General features: G+C 37.6%; 17 protein-coding genes. All 17 read left to right on the top strand.

From position 1 onward, the window contains the following. Positions 1–42: 42 nt before the first annotated feature. The 17 genes from AC6IWN_RS14155 (at position 43) to AC6IWN_RS14075 (ending at position 16,283) form a co-directional block, all read left to right on the top strand. Entirely contained in the window at positions 43–1,401 is a 1,359-nt protein-coding gene (locus tag AC6IWN_RS14155) for an ABC transporter substrate-binding protein (protein ID WP_497988057.1), read from the top strand. Positions 1,402–1,471: 70 nt separating this feature from the next. Further along, positions 1,472–2,356 carry a carbohydrate ABC transporter permease gene (locus AC6IWN_RS14150; protein WP_497988055.1) on the top strand — a complete coding sequence of 295 codons (885 nt, stop codon included), beginning with the start codon at positions 1,472–1,474 and terminating at the stop codon, positions 2,354–2,356. A gap of 1 nt (position 2,357) precedes the next feature. Then, complete coding sequence (locus AC6IWN_RS14145; RefSeq protein WP_497988053.1) at positions 2,358–3,146, top strand: carbohydrate ABC transporter permease; 789 nt, start codon at positions 2,358–2,360, stop codon at positions 3,144–3,146. 40 nt (positions 3,147–3,186) lie between these two features. Beyond that, positions 3,187–3,552, top strand: a complete 366-nt coding sequence (locus AC6IWN_RS14140) for a tautomerase family protein (protein WP_497988052.1) — start codon at positions 3,187–3,189, stop codon at positions 3,550–3,552. A 124-nt stretch (positions 3,553–3,676) separates the two neighbouring features. After that, the gene (locus tag AC6IWN_RS14135) at positions 3,677–4,762 is read left to right on the top strand and encodes a Gfo/Idh/MocA family protein (RefSeq protein ID WP_497988051.1); all 1,086 of its coding nucleotides are present in this window, start codon (positions 3,677–3,679) and stop codon (positions 4,760–4,762) included. Then, positions 4,759–6,369, top strand: coding sequence for a glycoside hydrolase family 43 protein (locus tag AC6IWN_RS14130; RefSeq protein WP_497988050.1), 1,611 nt, complete (start codon positions 4,759–4,761; stop codon positions 6,367–6,369). The genes AC6IWN_RS14135 and AC6IWN_RS14130 overlap by 4 nt, the downstream gene beginning before the upstream one ends. A 181-nt stretch (positions 6,370–6,550) precedes the next feature. After that, positions 6,551–7,294 carry an SDR family NAD(P)-dependent oxidoreductase gene (locus tag AC6IWN_RS14125; RefSeq protein ID WP_497988049.1) on the top strand — a complete coding sequence of 248 codons (744 nt, stop codon included), beginning with the start codon at positions 6,551–6,553 and terminating at the stop codon, positions 7,292–7,294. Positions 7,295–7,332: 38 nt separating this feature from the next. Continuing rightward, on the top strand, positions 7,333–7,794 hold the full coding sequence (locus AC6IWN_RS14120) for a VOC family protein (RefSeq protein ID WP_497988048.1): 462 nt from the start codon (positions 7,333–7,335) through the stop codon (positions 7,792–7,794). Between the two features lie 177 nt (positions 7,795–7,971). Next, positions 7,972–8,649, top strand: a complete 678-nt coding sequence (locus tag AC6IWN_RS14115; RefSeq protein WP_497988047.1) for a response regulator transcription factor — start codon at positions 7,972–7,974, stop codon at positions 8,647–8,649. Next, complete coding sequence (locus AC6IWN_RS14110; RefSeq protein WP_497988046.1) at positions 8,650–9,495, top strand: sensor histidine kinase; 846 nt, start codon at positions 8,650–8,652, stop codon at positions 9,493–9,495. A 96-nt stretch (positions 9,496–9,591) separates the two neighbouring features. Next, the gene (locus AC6IWN_RS14105; protein WP_497988045.1) at positions 9,592–10,269 is read left to right on the top strand and encodes an ABC transporter ATP-binding protein; all 678 of its coding nucleotides are present in this window, start codon (positions 9,592–9,594) and stop codon (positions 10,267–10,269) included. Further along, the gene (locus AC6IWN_RS14100) at positions 10,262–12,049 is read left to right on the top strand and encodes an ABC transporter permease (protein WP_497988044.1); all 1,788 of its coding nucleotides are present in this window, start codon (positions 10,262–10,264) and stop codon (positions 12,047–12,049) included. Before AC6IWN_RS14105 ends, AC6IWN_RS14100 begins: the two co-directional genes overlap by 8 nt. A gap of 273 nt (positions 12,050–12,322) precedes the next feature. Continuing rightward, a complete protein-coding gene (locus tag AC6IWN_RS14095; RefSeq protein WP_497988043.1) occupies positions 12,323–12,796 on the top strand; it encodes a hypothetical protein in 474 nt (157 codons plus the stop codon). A 19-nt stretch (positions 12,797–12,815) separates the two neighbouring features. After that, complete coding sequence (locus AC6IWN_RS14090) at positions 12,816–13,868, top strand: hypothetical protein (RefSeq protein WP_497988042.1); 1,053 nt, start codon at positions 12,816–12,818, stop codon at positions 13,866–13,868. 24 nt (positions 13,869–13,892) lie between these two features. Next, positions 13,893–14,774, top strand: a complete 882-nt coding sequence (gene cdaA / locus AC6IWN_RS14085) for a diadenylate cyclase CdaA (protein WP_497988041.1) — start codon at positions 13,893–13,895, stop codon at positions 14,772–14,774. Then, positions 14,755–15,975 carry a CdaR family protein gene (locus AC6IWN_RS14080; protein ID WP_497988040.1) on the top strand — a complete coding sequence of 407 codons (1,221 nt, stop codon included), beginning with the start codon at positions 14,755–14,757 and terminating at the stop codon, positions 15,973–15,975. The genes cdaA and AC6IWN_RS14080 overlap by 20 nt, the downstream gene beginning before the upstream one ends. A 29-nt stretch (positions 15,976–16,004) precedes the next feature. After that, positions 16,005–16,283 (top strand): HPr family phosphocarrier protein, encoded by a 279-nt coding sequence (locus tag AC6IWN_RS14075; RefSeq protein ID WP_497988039.1) that lies wholly within the window; start codon positions 16,005–16,007, stop codon positions 16,281–16,283. Positions 16,284–16,444 lie beyond the last annotated feature (161 nt).

Raw genomic sequence — 16,444 nt, 5'->3', positions numbered from 1 at the left:
TTTATTTATAGCAAGTAATAAGAAGGAAAAGGAGAAGAAAAAATGAAAAAAAGAAAAGTTGTAGTAGTGGGTTTAGTTGCTTTAATGGTTATGATGTCATCTGTGCTGGCTGGATGTAGTGGCAGTAAAAAGATAGTAGATACTTCATCTGAAACATCAGGCGAAGTAGTTTGGTGGGGGTGGACGCCAGGTTCCCCAACGAATGAAAAATATATTGAAGCATTTAACAAAGAATATCCAAACATCAAAGTTACGTGGAAACAAACATCAATTGATGATTATGACGCTGCGATTAAACCAGCTTTAGCAAATGGCGAGGGTGTTGATGCTTTTGAGGTTTCAGCGGGTTCAGGAAATGGTGGCGTTAAAGTTTTTGGAGGTCAAGCAGTTGACTTAACTGACGCTGTAAAAAAGGCTTTAGGTGATGATTATAAAGATAAGCTCAACGAGTCATCAATCACTACAATGACTGTCAATGGTCAGTTGAAAGCACTCGGTGTGGGAACAGTATATTCAGGAAATCTTTGGATTAACCAAGATCTTTTTGATAAATATAATGTAAAAGTTCCTACTAATTATGAGGAGTGGAAAACTGCTTGTAAAACTTTTAAAGAACATGGTATTGACGGTTTTGTGCAGGGAGCAGGTCAAGGTGCATTTAACATGGACACGTTCCATGCAATTGCTGATAATGTAAGTCCTGGTACGTTCACAAAAGCAACAAGAGGTGAAGTAAAATGGACTGACGACTCAATTGTCAAAGCATTAGAACTATGGAAAGGCCTGTTTGATGATGGAATCATGCAAAAGGGTGCTCTTGGTCTTCAACAATATCCAGATGCAAACAATTTATTTATGTCTCAAAAGGCTGCTATGGTTATGATGGGATCTTGGTATACATCAAACACTTTGCCTGATACGATGAAGGCTGCTATTGAGTCTGCATCTTCATCAGAAAAGCCGTTCACATTGATTCCGATTAATTTCCCTGATATTGCAGGAACAGGAAAGACAGGATCTATGTTTGGTGATTTAGACTATTCAACAGCAGTGTCCGCAACATCAAAGAATTTGAAGGCTGCAACTACCTTTGCTGTTTGGCTTGGAACCTCCCAGAGTGGTCAACAGATAATTGCAGATTCCTTAAACGTTGTTCCTTCTCTAAAATCTGCAACTCCGGATTGGGACAATGTAAAACTTGTAAATCCTGAGAAACAAAACGAAGCAGTTAAAAAATATCTTGAAAATGCAATGAATAGTGTTGATAATGCTCGTTTTGCAGGAATAAATGCAGATATGAACCAAGCGATGATGGATGTATTGGCTGGCGTGGCAGGAGGAACAATCACTCCTAAAGATGGTGCAGCTCAACTTGCAACGACTCAAGCTGATAGTAAGTAAGGGAAAATATTTTGATAGGGGTCTATTTTTCTAGGATCCCTATCATTTAGAGTTGAGGAGACTTTTAAACATGAAAAAGAAGAATAAAACATTGAAAGCCACTAAAATAAACGGACTTCCGTGGATCCTTCCTGCATTTATTTTTGTTGTAGGGATTATATATTATTCAATATTTTATACATTTAATCTGTCTACTTTAGATTGGAATGGGCTTGATCCAGTTCAGACAAGAGTAGGAATGAGCAATTTTACTAAGGCACTTTCTGACTGGATTTTTTGGAAAGCGATAAGAAATACAATTGTTTTTTTTGTAATTACATTTGTAATTCAAAACTTTTTGGGCTTTATACTTGCCGCAATTTTGCATACAGAAGTAAAGCTTGCTACAGTGCATAAGTGCTTGATTTTTATACCTACAATTTTAGCACCAGCGACCATGGCACCAGTGTTTCGATTGCTGTTCTCTCCACAGGGAATGCTGCAAGATATATTTGATACACTTCATATAGGTATAACGGTTGATTGGTTGTCAAAACCAAATTCAGCACTTTTCATTCTCATGATAGTTGCAATTTGGGAGTTCACAGGAATGAGTTTCATTCTATATTATGCGGCAATGAGTCAAATAGATAAAGAAATGCTTGAGGCATCTCGCTTAGATGGAGCAGGAAACTTAAGAACTTTATGGAACATGGTATTGCCAAACTGCAAAGGCACGACGGTTTCTCTTGCAATGCTTGGAATCATAGGTGCTTTGAAAACATTTGATATTCCTTATCTGATTACAACTGGTGGGCCAAATCATGCAACAGAATTTTTAGGTACATATATTTATAGACAGGGAATAAGGCAATCCCATCTTGGCTACGCAGCTGCAATATCAGTAATGCTCCTAATACTCGCAATCGGTGGTGCAATACTTATAAATACGATTAATAAAGGAGACGAGAAATAAAATGTTTGAAATTAGAAGTTTAAAAAGTAAAGTCATTTTGCAAATCGTTCTACTGATACTAACGATACCTTATGCGATTCCACTTGTTCAAATGTTTCTTGGCTCTATCGGTGGAAAAGGGTTTTTAAATTATAAGGCGGTATGGGACACAGGTGTTGTTCCGATTTATTTTAGAAATTCACTCATCATATCAGTTGGTGTAATTTTGTTGGTTTATATATTTAGTATGACAGCTGGCTTTGGGTTTGCAAAACTACATATATTCGGAAAAGAAGTGTTCTTTTGGTTGATTTTAGTTGCATTGACATTACCCGAAGTGATTTTGCTATCTCCATTGTTTGTAACATTCCAGCAGTTGCATTTATTTAACACTTTTTTTGCTGTAATTTTACCTGTCGCAGCATTGCAACTGCCATTTACAATTCTACTTGCTAGAAATTTTGACAGTGGAATTCCGAATGAGTTAATGGAGGCTGCAAGCCTTGACGGTGCAGGTGTTTTTTCGACATTTTACTATGTAATCCTTCCGCTTACAAAGCCAATTGCATCTTCTATTATTGTTTTAACACTCATCAATTCATGGAATACATATCTCCTGCCACTTTTGTTCTTGCAAAGCCCGGACAAGCAGACAGTAACACTGCTTCCACAATACTTCCAGGGTGAGTTTACCAATGATCAGACGAAGATATTAGCAGCAGCTGTGTTAATTGCAATTCCTGAGATTATTGTTTATTTGCTCATGCAAAAGAATTTTGAAAAAGGAATGAGTGCTGGCGCTCTAAAATAATAAAACAAGAGCAGATGGGTAGTGAAAAAAGGAGATAAATATGCCGTTAATTCAAGTTGACTTAAAAAGGTCTGTGTTTGAGGATAAAGGAAAAGAAATATCAAATACAATTCATAATTCGCTGGTTGCAGGTCTGGGTATGGATACAACCGATCTATTCCAAGTATTTCGACCACATGACGATGGAGAAATTATTTTTTCACCAACGTATGACAATCGTGACAGACAAGATTTAATCATCATTAGAATCACAATGGTTAATATGTTTTCACTTGAGCAAAAGAAAAGAACATACAAAGAGCTGACAAAGAGGCTTGTAGACATTGGAATCAGGCGCGATGATATATTAGTTTGCGTTGTTGAAAACAGCGCTGAAAATTGGTCGCTTGGCGAAAGAGAAGTTTGAATAAAATAAGTAAATGAAATAGGTAAATGTTATAAGGCACATAACGATCTGTTTGTTTGCTGAAAACAAGAAGTCCTGTGCCAGGTTTTGTAGGACAGATGACATATTATGAGGTTTTAAAACGATGGAAAATATAAAAAAAGAATTTTTACTGAGTAGGTCTTATCCTGAACAGCTAGATGAAAAGATGCCTAATACGCATCGATGGGGGATCCTTGGTGCCGGTTGGATTGCGAGCTGTTTTTCTGCACAGGTAATCAAAGCCGGTGGAAACATCGCTGCTGTTGGTTCCCGTGATTTGAAAAAAGCACAGGCATTCCAATGTGAGTTTCCATCAATAAAAAAAGCGTATGGTTCTTACGAAGAGCTTATGAAAGATCCGGACATTGATGTAATTTATATTGCAACTCCACATGCGCAGCACCATGAGTGGGCGATGAAGTGCTTGCAACACAATAAGCCTATATTAGTTGAGAAGGCATTTACACAAAATTATAAGCAGGCGAAAGAAATTCTAGATTTAGCAAAAGAGAAAAATCTATTTGTTATGGAGGCGTATTGGACTCGATTTTTGCCACATATCATCAAGGTAAAAGAGTTGATTGATCGTGGCGAAATTGGGGACATTGTACAGATAATTGCGGACCATGGGGTATCTTTTCCTTTTGATCCGAAACATCGCTTATATGCACCTGAGCTTGCAGGCGGAGCTCTTTTAGACTTGGGCGTATATCCAATATCGTTCGCGCAGTTTTTGCTTGGAAACCCAACAAGAATAATCGCGGCTGGCTCTGCAACGCCAACAGGTGTAGATTCAAATGATGCTGCCATTTTTGAATATGAAAATGGTAAAGGTGCACTTGCCATGTTAGCTTTTAGTTCACTTGCATCATCTCCTGTCACCGCTGCAATCTGCGGAACAAAAGGGAGAATAGAAATACATAGGCAATTTTACAGACCGTCGGATTTTACTGTTTACTATAATGACGGTTCAACATTTGAGTACATCTCAAAAACACATGAAAATCATGAAGGTGGTCGTGACGGGCTTTTTGGTATGCACTTTGAAGCTGCTGAGGTGCAAAGGTGTCTTTTAGAAGGTAAGGTGGAATCTTCTGTTATGCCTTGGGAAGACACATTATCCGTGATGAAAATCATGGATGAAATCAGACGACAACTTGATTTTAAATATGAGGGAGAAACATTATGAAAATCATAAATCCGGTTCTTACAGGTTTTCATGGCGATCCGTCAATGATTAGAGTAGACGACACTTATTATATTGCGTCTTCTACGTTTGAGTGGTTTCCTGGCGTCAGGGTGCATGAATCGAAAGACCTTGTGCATTGGAATTTGACCACATCTATTCTTGACAGCGTGGAGTTGCTTGATATGAAAGGCAATCCTAGCTCGGGGGGTATTTGGGCGCCTGATTTATCCTATGCTGACGGAAAGTTTTGGCTCGTTTATACTGATGTAAAAGTGATAGACGGTGCGTTCAAAGATATGTATAACTATTTGACCATAGCAGAGGATATAAAAGGTCCTTGGTGCAAACCGATCAAGCTAAATGGTGTTGGTTTTGATGCGTCTCTATTTCATGAAGATGATGGGAAAAAATATCTCATTCAACAAACTTGGGATCATCGTGAGTATAACAACGCATTCAATGGGCTTACTTTAACAGAATACGATGTAGATAATAAGAGGTTGAAACCGGAGACCGCAAAAACTGTCTACAATGGTACCAACGTGAAGACAGTGGAAGGACCGCATATATATAAACGGAATGGATACTATTATATATTTGCAGCACAAGGCGGCACAATGTGGTCACACCAAGAAATTGTTGCCCGTTCAAAAAATCTGGCTGGACCTTATGAAACGGAGCCGAACGGACCTTTTATCACCAACTTTGACACACCAGACCACTATCTTCAAAAACAAGGGCATGGTTCGCTTGTCGAAACCCCTTCTGGTGAGTGGTATTATGCCTCACTATGTGCTAGGCCTCTTCACCATTCCACCGAGAGTATTTATGACCCAAGAGGGTGGTGTACACTTGGACGTGAAACAAGTATTCAGAAGGTATACTGGGATGATGAACTTTGGCCAAGAGTTGTAGGTGGGCATGGCGGCTTGAAAGAGGTTGATGCTCCATTAGATGCCATACTAACTAAGGCGCCTGAAACCAATGCTGTTTTTGATGATTTTTCATTGGATCAGCTAGGTGGTGAGTGGAATACCTTAAGGGTTCCTTTTTCTAAAAGCATGGGAAAGGTTGGAGATGGAAAACTTGAACTGATAGGACGTGGTTCACTTTCAAATAATTTCAACCCATCATTTATTGCTAGAAGATGGAAAGATTTTGAGTTTTCAGCAGTGACAAAGGTGAAATTTAGCCCATATAGCTATCAGGCAATGGCAGGTCTTGTAAATTATTATAACAGCGAGCACTGGTCATGGATTTTTATCACAAAAGACGACGAATGTAATAATGTGATAGAAGTTGCAGAATGCAACAGTGGCAAATACACCTCTGTTTTAAAAGGAAATGCGGTAAGGATTCCTGAAGGAACGGAGTGGGTTTGGTTCAAGACAGTTGTAGATCATTTGGATTATTTTTATGATTATTCCTTTGACGGGAAAAATTGGAGAAGAATACCTGTTAAACTTGATGCAATAATTTTGTCAGATGATTACGTGAATTTACATTATGGTGGCTTTTTCACGGGAGCATTTGTGGGCTTGGCTGCAGTTGATTATTCCGGCTACGATTCAACAGCTACCTTTGAGTATTTTGAGTATATCGTTTAGTGTGAATTAGAGCACAATTCACCCTTCTTCGTTTATGGCAGAGGTCATTGTCCCGCATAAAGTGGGACAATAACTTATGAACAAGCAATTTGAGGAGAAGGCATGTTAGATGGTTATAGGTTTAAATGGTTAGTTTCACACGATTTTTGGGTGTAGCGATGAAAGGTTTAGGTGGAATTTTATGAGTAAAGTATTAGATAAAGAATTATGCGTTGTCACAGGTGCGGCGAATGGAATTGGCAGAGCAATCGCAGAACGTCTCATAAGTGAAGGTGCTGATTTAATAGTAGCTGATTTTGATGTGGAAACTGCGAAAAAAGTATATGAAGGAAACAGCCAGGTTGTTGACATTATAAAAGTCGATGCAACAAATGTAAAAGATTTAGAAAAAATAGCAGAAGCGGTTAAAAAAACAGGTCGTAAAGTAAAATCGGTGTTACCGATTGTTGGAAACGGACCTCAAAACCCAATTTCCGAAATCACACCGGAGGAGTTTCATTTGACAATGGATCTTAATGTTTTTTCTGCTTTTTTCACGGTACAGAAATTAATTCCGTATATGTCTGAAAAATCTTCAATTGTTCTAATATCATCAATTGCAGGTTTTCAAGGGGGAAAAAATGCCATTGTCTATAATGCGGCGAAAGCAGCGGTTAGGTCTATGGCGCGTTCGTTCACAGGAGAGCTTGCAGAAATAGGAATCAGAGCAAATGCGATAAGCCCTGGTCCAACGGAAACACAGGCATTCACAGATTTTGTGCACGGTGATGACGAACTTCGAAACAATATTGTCTCACAACTACCCATCGGGCATATCGGCAAGCCTAGCGAGATTGCAGCGGTTGCATTATTCTTAGCTTCCGATGAGTCTTCTTATGTGACAGGTGCTGAGATTATTGCTGACGGGGGTTTCACTAATAAATAAACAAATAGAGATTACTAGATAAGATAAAGGAGAAAAAAATGGCATTATCATCAACGAATATAATTAAGGTTATTGTCGTAACAGACGATTTAGAAAAAACAGTTTCTGCATATAAAACTTTACTAGGCACAGGGAAAGCGCCTAAAGAGCAGAATACAGAGCATAAAGAGGTAAGAACACCTTTTACGAAGTATAAAGGTGCCGATATCACGGATACCCCAATGAAGGTAGAGAGCATTTTCAGCGATAATTTCTGGTTTGAAATTATCCAGCCGCTAGGAAATAATGACCCATGGGCAGCTTGGTTAAAAGAACATGGCACGTCAATTTGCTCAATATGCTTGTTATCAGACGGACCTTTAGAAAATGACGAAGAAACTATGAAAAATGCGGGATTTGATTCACTTTTTAAACAAGAAAAAGGCTATGAGGCGTATGAATATTTTGACACATCAAAAGTACTTGGAGTTTTAGTTGAGGTGAAAGAACAGTATAAATAATGTAAGAGGTGGCGAATTCGTTCGTCACCTTTTTTGTGTACTAAAGCACAATCCAATATTTTAGATTATAAACCTTTCAATTGACTTCACATCATCATTAATTATAATGAGTAGTAAGATATTAACATTAATGATGATTTCAGATATACAAAGTGATCAATGAAGGAGGGTAAATTATTGAAGCGTATTCTGCTTGTAGAAGATGATAAGGCTCTGTCGGAAGGAATCTGCCTCGCTTTAAGAAATCAGGAGGTGGATATGGTTCAATGCCATACCATCTCTTCTGCAAAAACCTTAATGGAGCAAGCCCTCTTTGATGTGATGCTTCTGGATATCAACCTTCCGGATGGAAATGGACTGAACCTAATGAAGGAAGTGAAGAGTCGAAGTAGCACTCCTGTCATTCTATTAACGGCAAATGATATGGAGACTGATATTGTAACCGGGTTGGAGATGGGAGCGGATGATTACATAACGAAACCATTTAGTCTGGCAGTTCTTCGCGCTAGGGTCAATACGCAGCTTAGGAAGCAGCAGGGAGGAAAGACAAACTGTTATATACAGGATGGATTTTCTTTTGACTTTGATCGTATGGAGTACCTCAATGATAATAAACCGATTGAGTTAAGCAAGACGGAACAAAAGCTACTAAGAATATTGGTTGAAAACAAGGGAATTACCATAGAGCGAGCGACCCTTGTGGATCGTATCTGGACGGATGGAGCAGAATATGTGGATGAGAATGCACTTTCTGTCACAGTTAAGAGACTCCGGGATAAGTTAGAGGAGGCTCCGAACAAACCAAAGTATATTAAGACCATTTACGGAATCGGTTACACATGGGTGGTGAAATAGATGGATATATTTAAAGTGAATCATACAATTGAGCGTTTAAATCAGATGGTAGAGAATGCCATGGAAGGCAGACCGATCGAAAACGGTTTTGATGAATCGAAAGTGTCTGCTCTGGAAACCAAGCTTTCTCAGTATTTGATGATGAGTAACAAGACCAAAACCCAGCTTTCAGAGGAGAAGGCGAAAGTGAATGAACTCATATCGGATATATCTCATCAGACGAAAACCCCTCTTGCTAATATTTTATTATATACACAATTACTCGCAGAGAGTGATCTGTCAGAGACGGACCAGGGATATGTAACTGCGTTGATGGAACAGTCACAAAAACTGAGCTTTCTGATCGCCTCCATGATTAAAGCCTCCAGATTGGAGGCGGGCATTATTACGGTATCCCCAAAGAAGAATCGTGTACGGGAGTTGGTCGATGACGTGATTATTCAGGCATATCCCAAGGCTGAAGCAAAGCAGATAACTTTGAATGTAGAGGTAAGCGATCAGGAGGCCATCTTTGATGCGAAATGGACGGGTGAAGCATTATACAATATCGTTGATAATGCGATAAAGTACACCCCGAATGGCGGAAATGTGCAGATATCAGTGAAAGCTTATCAACTTTTTTGCTGTATTGAGATATGTGACACAGGGATTGGGATAAGGGAAGAGAACTATTCCAAGATCTTTAGACGTTTTTATCGTTCGCCCGAGGTCAGTGATGTAGAAGGGGTAGGGATCGGCCTTTATCTATCCAGAGAGATACTATCAAACCAAGGTGGATATATCAAAGTGAGTTCTAAGTTGAATCAGGGGTCGACTTTTTCGGTTTTTTTACCGATGGAAGGGTGAAATCTTTCAAAAGTGTAAGAATTATTTGAGTACCGGAAAGATTCTTGAAAGATTATTCCGTTAAAATCTTTATAGAATGATACGGAGGGTTTTAATATGACGATTCTTGAAACGAAGGATTTAACAAAGATATATGGTAAAAATGAAAGTGCCGTTCATGCTTTGGCGGGAATAAATCTTAAGGTGGAAAATGGGGAATTTGTTTCGATAATAGGAACATCCGGAAGCGGAAAATCTACACTTTTGCATATGCTCGGTGGGCTTGATCACCCTACGTCAGGAACGGTCTTTGTAGATGGTAATGAAATATATAAGTTAAAAGAGGAAGCACTCACCATATTTCGTAGACGTAAGATTGGATTTGTATTTCAAAATTATAATTTGGTTCCAACACTGAATGTATACGATAATATATTGTTGCCAATCGCGCTTGACGGCAAAGAACCGGATAAAACCTATATCAATAAAATAATAACCGCACTGGGGATAGAAAGCAAACTACAAAACAAACCCAATACGTTATCGGGAGGACAGCAGCAGAGGGTTGCAATTGCAAGAGCACTGACTTCGAAGCCTGCTATCTTATTAGCCGATGAGCCGACCGGTAATCTGGACAGTAAGACCAGTCAGGACGTACTCGGATTGTTAAGGGTAACCAGTGAGAAATTTAAGCAGACCATGGTTGTAATAACACATGATGAAGAAATTGCACAGCTTGCAGACAGAATCATCCGGATCGAAGATGGTAGAATTGTGGGTGGTTCCTATGCTTAAAGTAAATAATAAAAAAACGATTTGTAAACTAGTAAAAGGTAGTTTGAAAGAATATAAGCTGCGTAATTTATTTACGTTAATAACCATTACTCTATCCGTGGGGTTGATTGCAGGGTTGGCATTCTATTCCGGAGCGATTCTGGAGATAGAGCGTAATATGAATGGAGGCAATCTATCCTTTGACATCAGAGATATAATCTCGATTATCCTAATCGGAATCGTTGTGCTCTTTGTAAGCGTGTTTGTAATTCACAGTATATTCTATATCTCTGTATCGGAAAGAATACGTCAGTTCGGACAACTTAGAACAATTGGCATGACCAAGAAGCAAGTAAAAAGAATGGTTAGAAAAGAAGGTACAGCGTTAGCTTTCATTGGTGGAATAATTGGAATCGGGATTGGTGCTTGTTTTGCTTATCTATTGAAACCCCAGGGGTTTAATCCGGTTGTATTTATAATATATAGCGTTGCGATTTTATTTGCTAATTATATAACCGTACAGTTTTCAATTAGAAAACCGGCAAAGCTGGCGGCAAATATATCCCCAATTGAGGCAAGCAGGGGTGGTGACGACCACAAGAAATCCACGATGACAATGATTTCACTTTGTTTGGCAGGTATTGTATTCCTATGTTCAAGTTCCTTTTTAACTTCGATTAATGAAGATGCATTTTCAAGACAATCCTGGTTTCACTTTGGTGACTATGTTATTGAACTGTCAACAGAAGCGGCTCAGACGAATGGACATGGAGAAACGGGAATAAAGATGAACAATCCGTTGAATAAGGATCTGATTAATCGATTAATTAAGATTAACGGGGTTAAGGAAGTAATCCCTATTGAAGATTTATCCGTTGACTATACTTACCGTGGGGTAACGGAGAAGGATAGTGTGGTACCTTTTACGAACGAAGATATCTCCTTGATTGGAAGATATATTAAAAAAGGAAACATTGACTATAACAGAATGGTTCAAAACAAAGAAATTCTTATTGCTCATAATGACATTGCAAAAGAAGTATTCGGTTGGTCCTTTCAGCTTGGAGACAGTGTTACATTAAAATGGTTCAATGGTGAGAAAGAAATGGAGGATACCTTTACCATAGGAGGAATTCTTGATAATAGCAGTATGTTATATCGAGATGAAGATATGTTCAAATTAGCATACAGCTCCGGTTGGTTCCTGTTGCCAAATGATTTATTAATGAAAATGATGATACCTCAGTTTAATTTAAACTCAAGACTCATTGTCGCATCGAATGATCAAAAGGCAGGAGTTGAACATGATGTAAGGGAGATTGCCGGTAACAATGCGCTATTAAGTTTGTCTACTCATAAGGAAGAAAAGGTGAAATCGAAGGAGCAGTATAACATGATTTATACCACCTTTATGGGAGGAGCTTTCTTCGTGATTGCATTCAGTGTAATTAACCTGTTAAATACTTTGATTTCTAGTGTTATGGCAAGGAGGAGAGAATTTGCGTGTCTATGTGCAATTGGTGCAACGAACAGACAAATCAGAGCAATGATAATACGCGACGGGTTGTATTTTGCATTTGTTAATCTTATTGTTGCAGCTTTGCCCGGCACATTAGTAGGTTATGGATTTGTCAGATTAATGATTTGGAGCGGGATTACCTATCTGGAATATCGTTTTCCGTTACTTTATTTTCTGGGATATGGAACTTTTGTAATTGCGATACCGGTATTGCTTTCCTTTATTATAGTTGATATCTTCAGCAGAAGATCACTGGTTGAAAGATTGAGGGAGATAGAATAAAGTCGTGCTATGAAGTGATAAATATTTTTATCCTAGTTGTAATACATGTAAAAAACAATATAATGCTAGATTTCTTGACTGTTACTGGTAGGTGAAGGAGTCTGGCATTCTTTTTTACACCTTAAACACCCTATTATTATGAAAAAATAGTCAATATTTCCAAATGATAAAAAAATTCTCGAAATTCAAAATCGATTATGCTATAATAGCTATAAACCGAATTTTTGCATAGTTTGACCACATGGATTTAGACTGTGAATATTTGAAGAAAATATGGTGAAGTATTTAGAGAAAGTGCCTGCGGTTCAAAGCTTGCAGGTTTTGATGAAAGGCATGGTATTTATCATGGTGAATAATGATAAGATTAGACTTATGACAAAGCTAGCCCTGTATGAAGAAAAAAAGGGAAAAGACGATATCCGTTTGAGCAAATATTTTAAAGGGGATTATGTAAGGTATGAGGTAATCAAATCAATAATCTTTGCTACAATTGGCTACCTTTTGATTTTAGGATTTATCATATTCTATCGCTCAGAGGAAATCATTAAGGATGCATTGGTTTTGAATTATAAGACAATTGGAACGACAGCATTAGCTTATTATATTATACTATTAATTGTATACGGAGCGGGGACAGCACTATTGTATACTTACAGGTTCAATCGATCCCGTAAGAAGCTGGGACGTTACTACAAACTATTAAAACGTCTGAATAATCTTTATAATGAGGAAACATCGGAAGTTTAAATTTGGGAGGAACTACTATATGATGCCATTGTTGGTATTTCGAGAACGGGTGAAGAATTTTTATCAAAAATATGATACTTATTTAATCCCGGTTATTAAATTTATTTTTGCATTAACTTCATTTTTAGTAATAAACAAAGAGATTGGCTATGATCCGAGATTAAGATCTATTCCAATCGTATTAGCTTTATCTTTGTTAAGTGCATTCACACCATCTGCAGTCATGATTCTCTTAGCCGCTATTATGGTAGTGATTCATGTGTACTGCGTATCACCGTTCTTATCGGTGATTGTGATATTGTTACTTCTAATTGTATATCTTCTTTTTGCAAGATTTACACCAAAACTAGGATATGTTCTTTTTGCTATCCCGATTTTGTACTATATTAAGATACCTTATATGGTACCTATATTACTTGGAGTAATCGCAACACCGATCGCAGTTGTACCGACTGCCTGTGGTATATTCATATATTATCTGCTTCAGGTGATTAAAACAGCGGTATCCATGCAGCAAACAACATCGGTCGGCGATATCCTTAAAACATATATTTATGTTATTGATGAATTAATCGGTAATAAACAGATGATAATTTCGATTGCGATATTTGCGTTAGTTATCCTGGTTGTTTATTATGTCAGAAGGATGAAATTTGATTATGCTTTCGAATTTTCAATTGCTGCCGGAGCACTAGTTGGTATTCTTGCCTTTTTAATCTCTGATTATGTTTTGGATCAAACAGGGCAAATATTGTCTATGATACTAGGAACCATTGTTTCTGCAGGAATTGTATTTATTATTCATTTCTTTAAACTTACACTGGATTACTCCGGTGCAGAATATGTGCAATTTGAAGATGATGTATATTATTACTATGTTAAGGCAGTACCAAAAGTAACCGTTACTACTCCACAGATGAAAATCAAACATATAAATGTGAAAAATTCAGTTCATGGATTATCAAAAAGTGAAGACATTAAGTCGGATGTAATCCAGGAAGAGACACATATCGAAGAAGAGATTAAACCTGAAATGACAGATAAAGTTGAGAATTCTGATACAAATCAATAAATACTAGGTAAGGGGTGAATGCAGATGGGGTCATTGATTAATAATTTTTTACATGATTACTTGCTGAAATTCTACCCGCCTAAGGTTTATGCAACTGATTTTGTGGAGATATGCATTCTTGCATACTTGATCTACAATGTAGTGAAATGGATAAAGAACACGAGAGCATGGTCACTGGTTAAAGGGCTAGTGGTTATTATGGTTTTTTGGTTTGTTGCTGTGCTGTTTAATTTAAATGTTCTGCTTTGGATTATAAAAAACACAATTAATGTGGGCATTATAGCCATTGTTATTATATTTCAACCAGAGTTTCGGAAAGCGTTAGAACAGTTAGGACAGAAGAACCTGGTTAAATCGATTATGGTTTTTGATGATGGAAAAGATAAAAATGAGAAATTCTCAGATTATACGCTAAACCAGATTGTTCGAGCAACATTTGAACTTGCCAGAGCTAAGACTGGTGCTTTAATTGTTCTTGAGGATGAGATATCGTTGAAGGATTATGAAAGCACTGGTATCTATATTGATAGTTTGATTAGTAGTGAGCTTTTAATTAATATCTTTGAACATAATACACCACTTCATGATGGAGCTGTTATACTTCGTGGCAACAGAATAGCCGCAGCGACATGCTATCTGCCCTTATCGGATAACATGCAGTTGAGCAAGGATCTGGGAACCAGACACCGTGCAGGAATTGGAATTAGTGAGGTGTGTGACAGCTTAACGATTATCGTATCTGAAGAAACAGGTAAAGTTTCTATTGCGAAGGGTGGTAAGTTGATTCGGAATGTAGATGGTGATTACCTTCGCTCAAAACTGGAAGAAGCACAGAAAAAATCAGTAGAAGCAAAAAAATTGAAGTTATGGAAGGGAAGATTCAAGAATGAAAGAGAAGTTGACTAGAAATATTGGTTTGAAAATTCTATCAATTATTCTTGCGGCACTCTTATGGCTTGTTATTACGAATCTTGAGAATCCGATCAGCAAGAAGCCCTTTTATAATGTTCCGGTGCAAATATTGAATGAAAGTGAAATTAAGAAATTAGGTAAGATTTATGATATTAAGTCCGGGGAAACTATCAATTTTACAGTATCTGCACGTAGAAAGATTACAGAAGAATTAACATCTGCGGATTTTAAAGTAACTGCAGATTTCTCGAAGTTATCTGAACTTAATACAGTAAGTATTAATATCACTTGTCCAAGATACGGCAACGAGGTGACTGTTGTAAACGGCAACAATGAGGTAATGAAAATTACACTGGAAGATGTTGTGGAGAAACCGTTTAAGGTGAATGTTGTACAAAAGGGAGAACCTGCTGATGGATATTATGTCTATCAAAAAACAGCGAATACATTGTTACGTGTCTCAGGTCCTAAGAGCAAGATTGACAGCATCGCTCAGATCGTAGTAGAAGTGAATGTATCGGATGAACATGAATCATTTCACATTAAAGAAAGACCAAAGGCTTTGGATGCGAATGGGAATGAGATTGATTCCTCACATCTGCAATATAGCGAAAACGGCGTAGTAGTAGCGATAGACATGTATAAAACGAAAACAATTAACTTGAATGTCTTGCCCAAGGGGAAACCAGCCGACGGATATATGATTTCTAAGATTGAATATGAACCGAAAACAATAGTGATAGCTGCACCTGACGATTTACTTCAAACAATAAATGATTTAACAGTGGAGGAGGATGTCACAGCAGCCAATGCAGCGATTGAAAAGGAGATTAATCTTCAGGATCAATTACCGAAGGGTGTGATTTTAGTTGGTGAAAACCAATCAGCGGTAATAAATGTAACCGTTGATCAGGCTGAGACAAAGGAGATTACATTTTTGCCGGAGGATATTGATATAAAGAACAAACCTCTGGGGTACAACCTGGATTATCTGACTATGAGTCCAATCACAGTTCAGGTAAACGGACCGTTTAAACGTTTGAAGATTAACAACCTTACAAAAGAGATAGTAAAACCTTATATTGACCTTACCAATTACACGGGGGGTACCTACGCTGTTAAGCTTGGAGCAGATTTACCCGAATATTTGGTTTTAGAAAATGATCCTGAAGTGAACATACGCTTAATGAAATAATCATTTTGAACAATGGCAGGAGGTATCTTATGGTAAGCAAAAAACTGGTCATACAAAATCCGATCGGATTGCATTTACGCCCTATCAGTGTTTTGTGCAACCGTTCAATTGATTTTAAGTCAACAATTTCAATACGATTAGGAGATAAAACAGTTAATGCTAAGAGCGTATTAGGTGTTCTGTCCGCATGCATTAAGTACGGTGATGAGATTGAATTAATATGCGATGGTTCCGATGAGGAAGAAGCTGCTGAAGTTTTAAGCAATATGATTGAAAATGGATTAGGGGATGAATTTATAAAAAAATAGTTGCCAAAATTAGGTGATGATGATATAATTTAGAACATTATTCACAATGTTGCAGAACCCATACAGTGTGAAAATGTACTAAGGTATATTTTTTGTACTTACACAACGATGTGAAGGTTATATTTTTTTACCTGTCGCTTTTGCGAATTGCAGTATAAAAG

The sequence above is a fragment of the Variimorphobacter sp. HTMS_6 genome, assembly GCF_059717775.1.
Note: the sequence above shows the minus strand (reverse complement) of the source record. Positions and strands in the feature narration are given on the sequence as shown.

Excerpts from the sequence above, each read along its gene's own strand:
- AC6IWN_RS14110 (WP_497988046.1), top strand. The coding sequence starts at position 8,650 with ATGGATATATTTAAAGTGAATCATACAATTGAGCGTTTAAATCAGATG.
- AC6IWN_RS14145 (WP_497988053.1), top strand. The coding sequence starts at position 2,358 with ATGTTTGAAATTAGAAGTTTAAAAAGTAAAGTCATTTTGCAAATCGTT.
- AC6IWN_RS14140 (WP_497988052.1), top strand. The coding sequence starts at position 3,187 with ATGCCGTTAATTCAAGTTGACTTAAAAAGGTCTGTGTTTGAGGATAAA.
- AC6IWN_RS14105 (WP_497988045.1), top strand. The coding sequence starts at position 9,592 with ATGACGATTCTTGAAACGAAGGATTTAACAAAGATATATGGTAAAAAT.
- AC6IWN_RS14075 (WP_497988039.1), top strand. The coding sequence starts at position 16,005 with ATGGTAAGCAAAAAACTGGTCATACAAAATCCGATCGGATTGCATTTA.
- AC6IWN_RS14095 (WP_497988043.1), top strand. The coding sequence starts at position 12,323 with ATGGTGAAGTATTTAGAGAAAGTGCCTGCGGTTCAAAGCTTGCAGGTT.
- AC6IWN_RS14130 (WP_497988050.1), top strand. The coding sequence starts at position 4,759 with ATGAAAATCATAAATCCGGTTCTTACAGGTTTTCATGGCGATCCGTCA.
- AC6IWN_RS14120 (WP_497988048.1), top strand. The coding sequence starts at position 7,333 with ATGGCATTATCATCAACGAATATAATTAAGGTTATTGTCGTAACAGAC.
- AC6IWN_RS14100 (WP_497988044.1), top strand. The coding sequence starts at position 10,262 with ATGCTTAAAGTAAATAATAAAAAAACGATTTGTAAACTAGTAAAAGGT.
- AC6IWN_RS14150 (WP_497988055.1), top strand. The coding sequence starts at position 1,472 with ATGAAAAAGAAGAATAAAACATTGAAAGCCACTAAAATAAACGGACTT.
- AC6IWN_RS14135 (WP_497988051.1), top strand. The coding sequence starts at position 3,677 with ATGGAAAATATAAAAAAAGAATTTTTACTGAGTAGGTCTTATCCTGAA.
- AC6IWN_RS14155 (WP_497988057.1), top strand. The coding sequence starts at position 43 with ATGAAAAAAAGAAAAGTTGTAGTAGTGGGTTTAGTTGCTTTAATGGTT.
- AC6IWN_RS14125 (WP_497988049.1), top strand. The coding sequence starts at position 6,551 with ATGAGTAAAGTATTAGATAAAGAATTATGCGTTGTCACAGGTGCGGCG.
- cdaA (WP_497988041.1), top strand. The coding sequence starts at position 13,893 with ATGGGGTCATTGATTAATAATTTTTTACATGATTACTTGCTGAAATTC.
- AC6IWN_RS14080 (WP_497988040.1), top strand. The coding sequence starts at position 14,755 with ATGAAAGAGAAGTTGACTAGAAATATTGGTTTGAAAATTCTATCAATT.
- AC6IWN_RS14090 (WP_497988042.1), top strand. The coding sequence starts at position 12,816 with ATGATGCCATTGTTGGTATTTCGAGAACGGGTGAAGAATTTTTATCAA.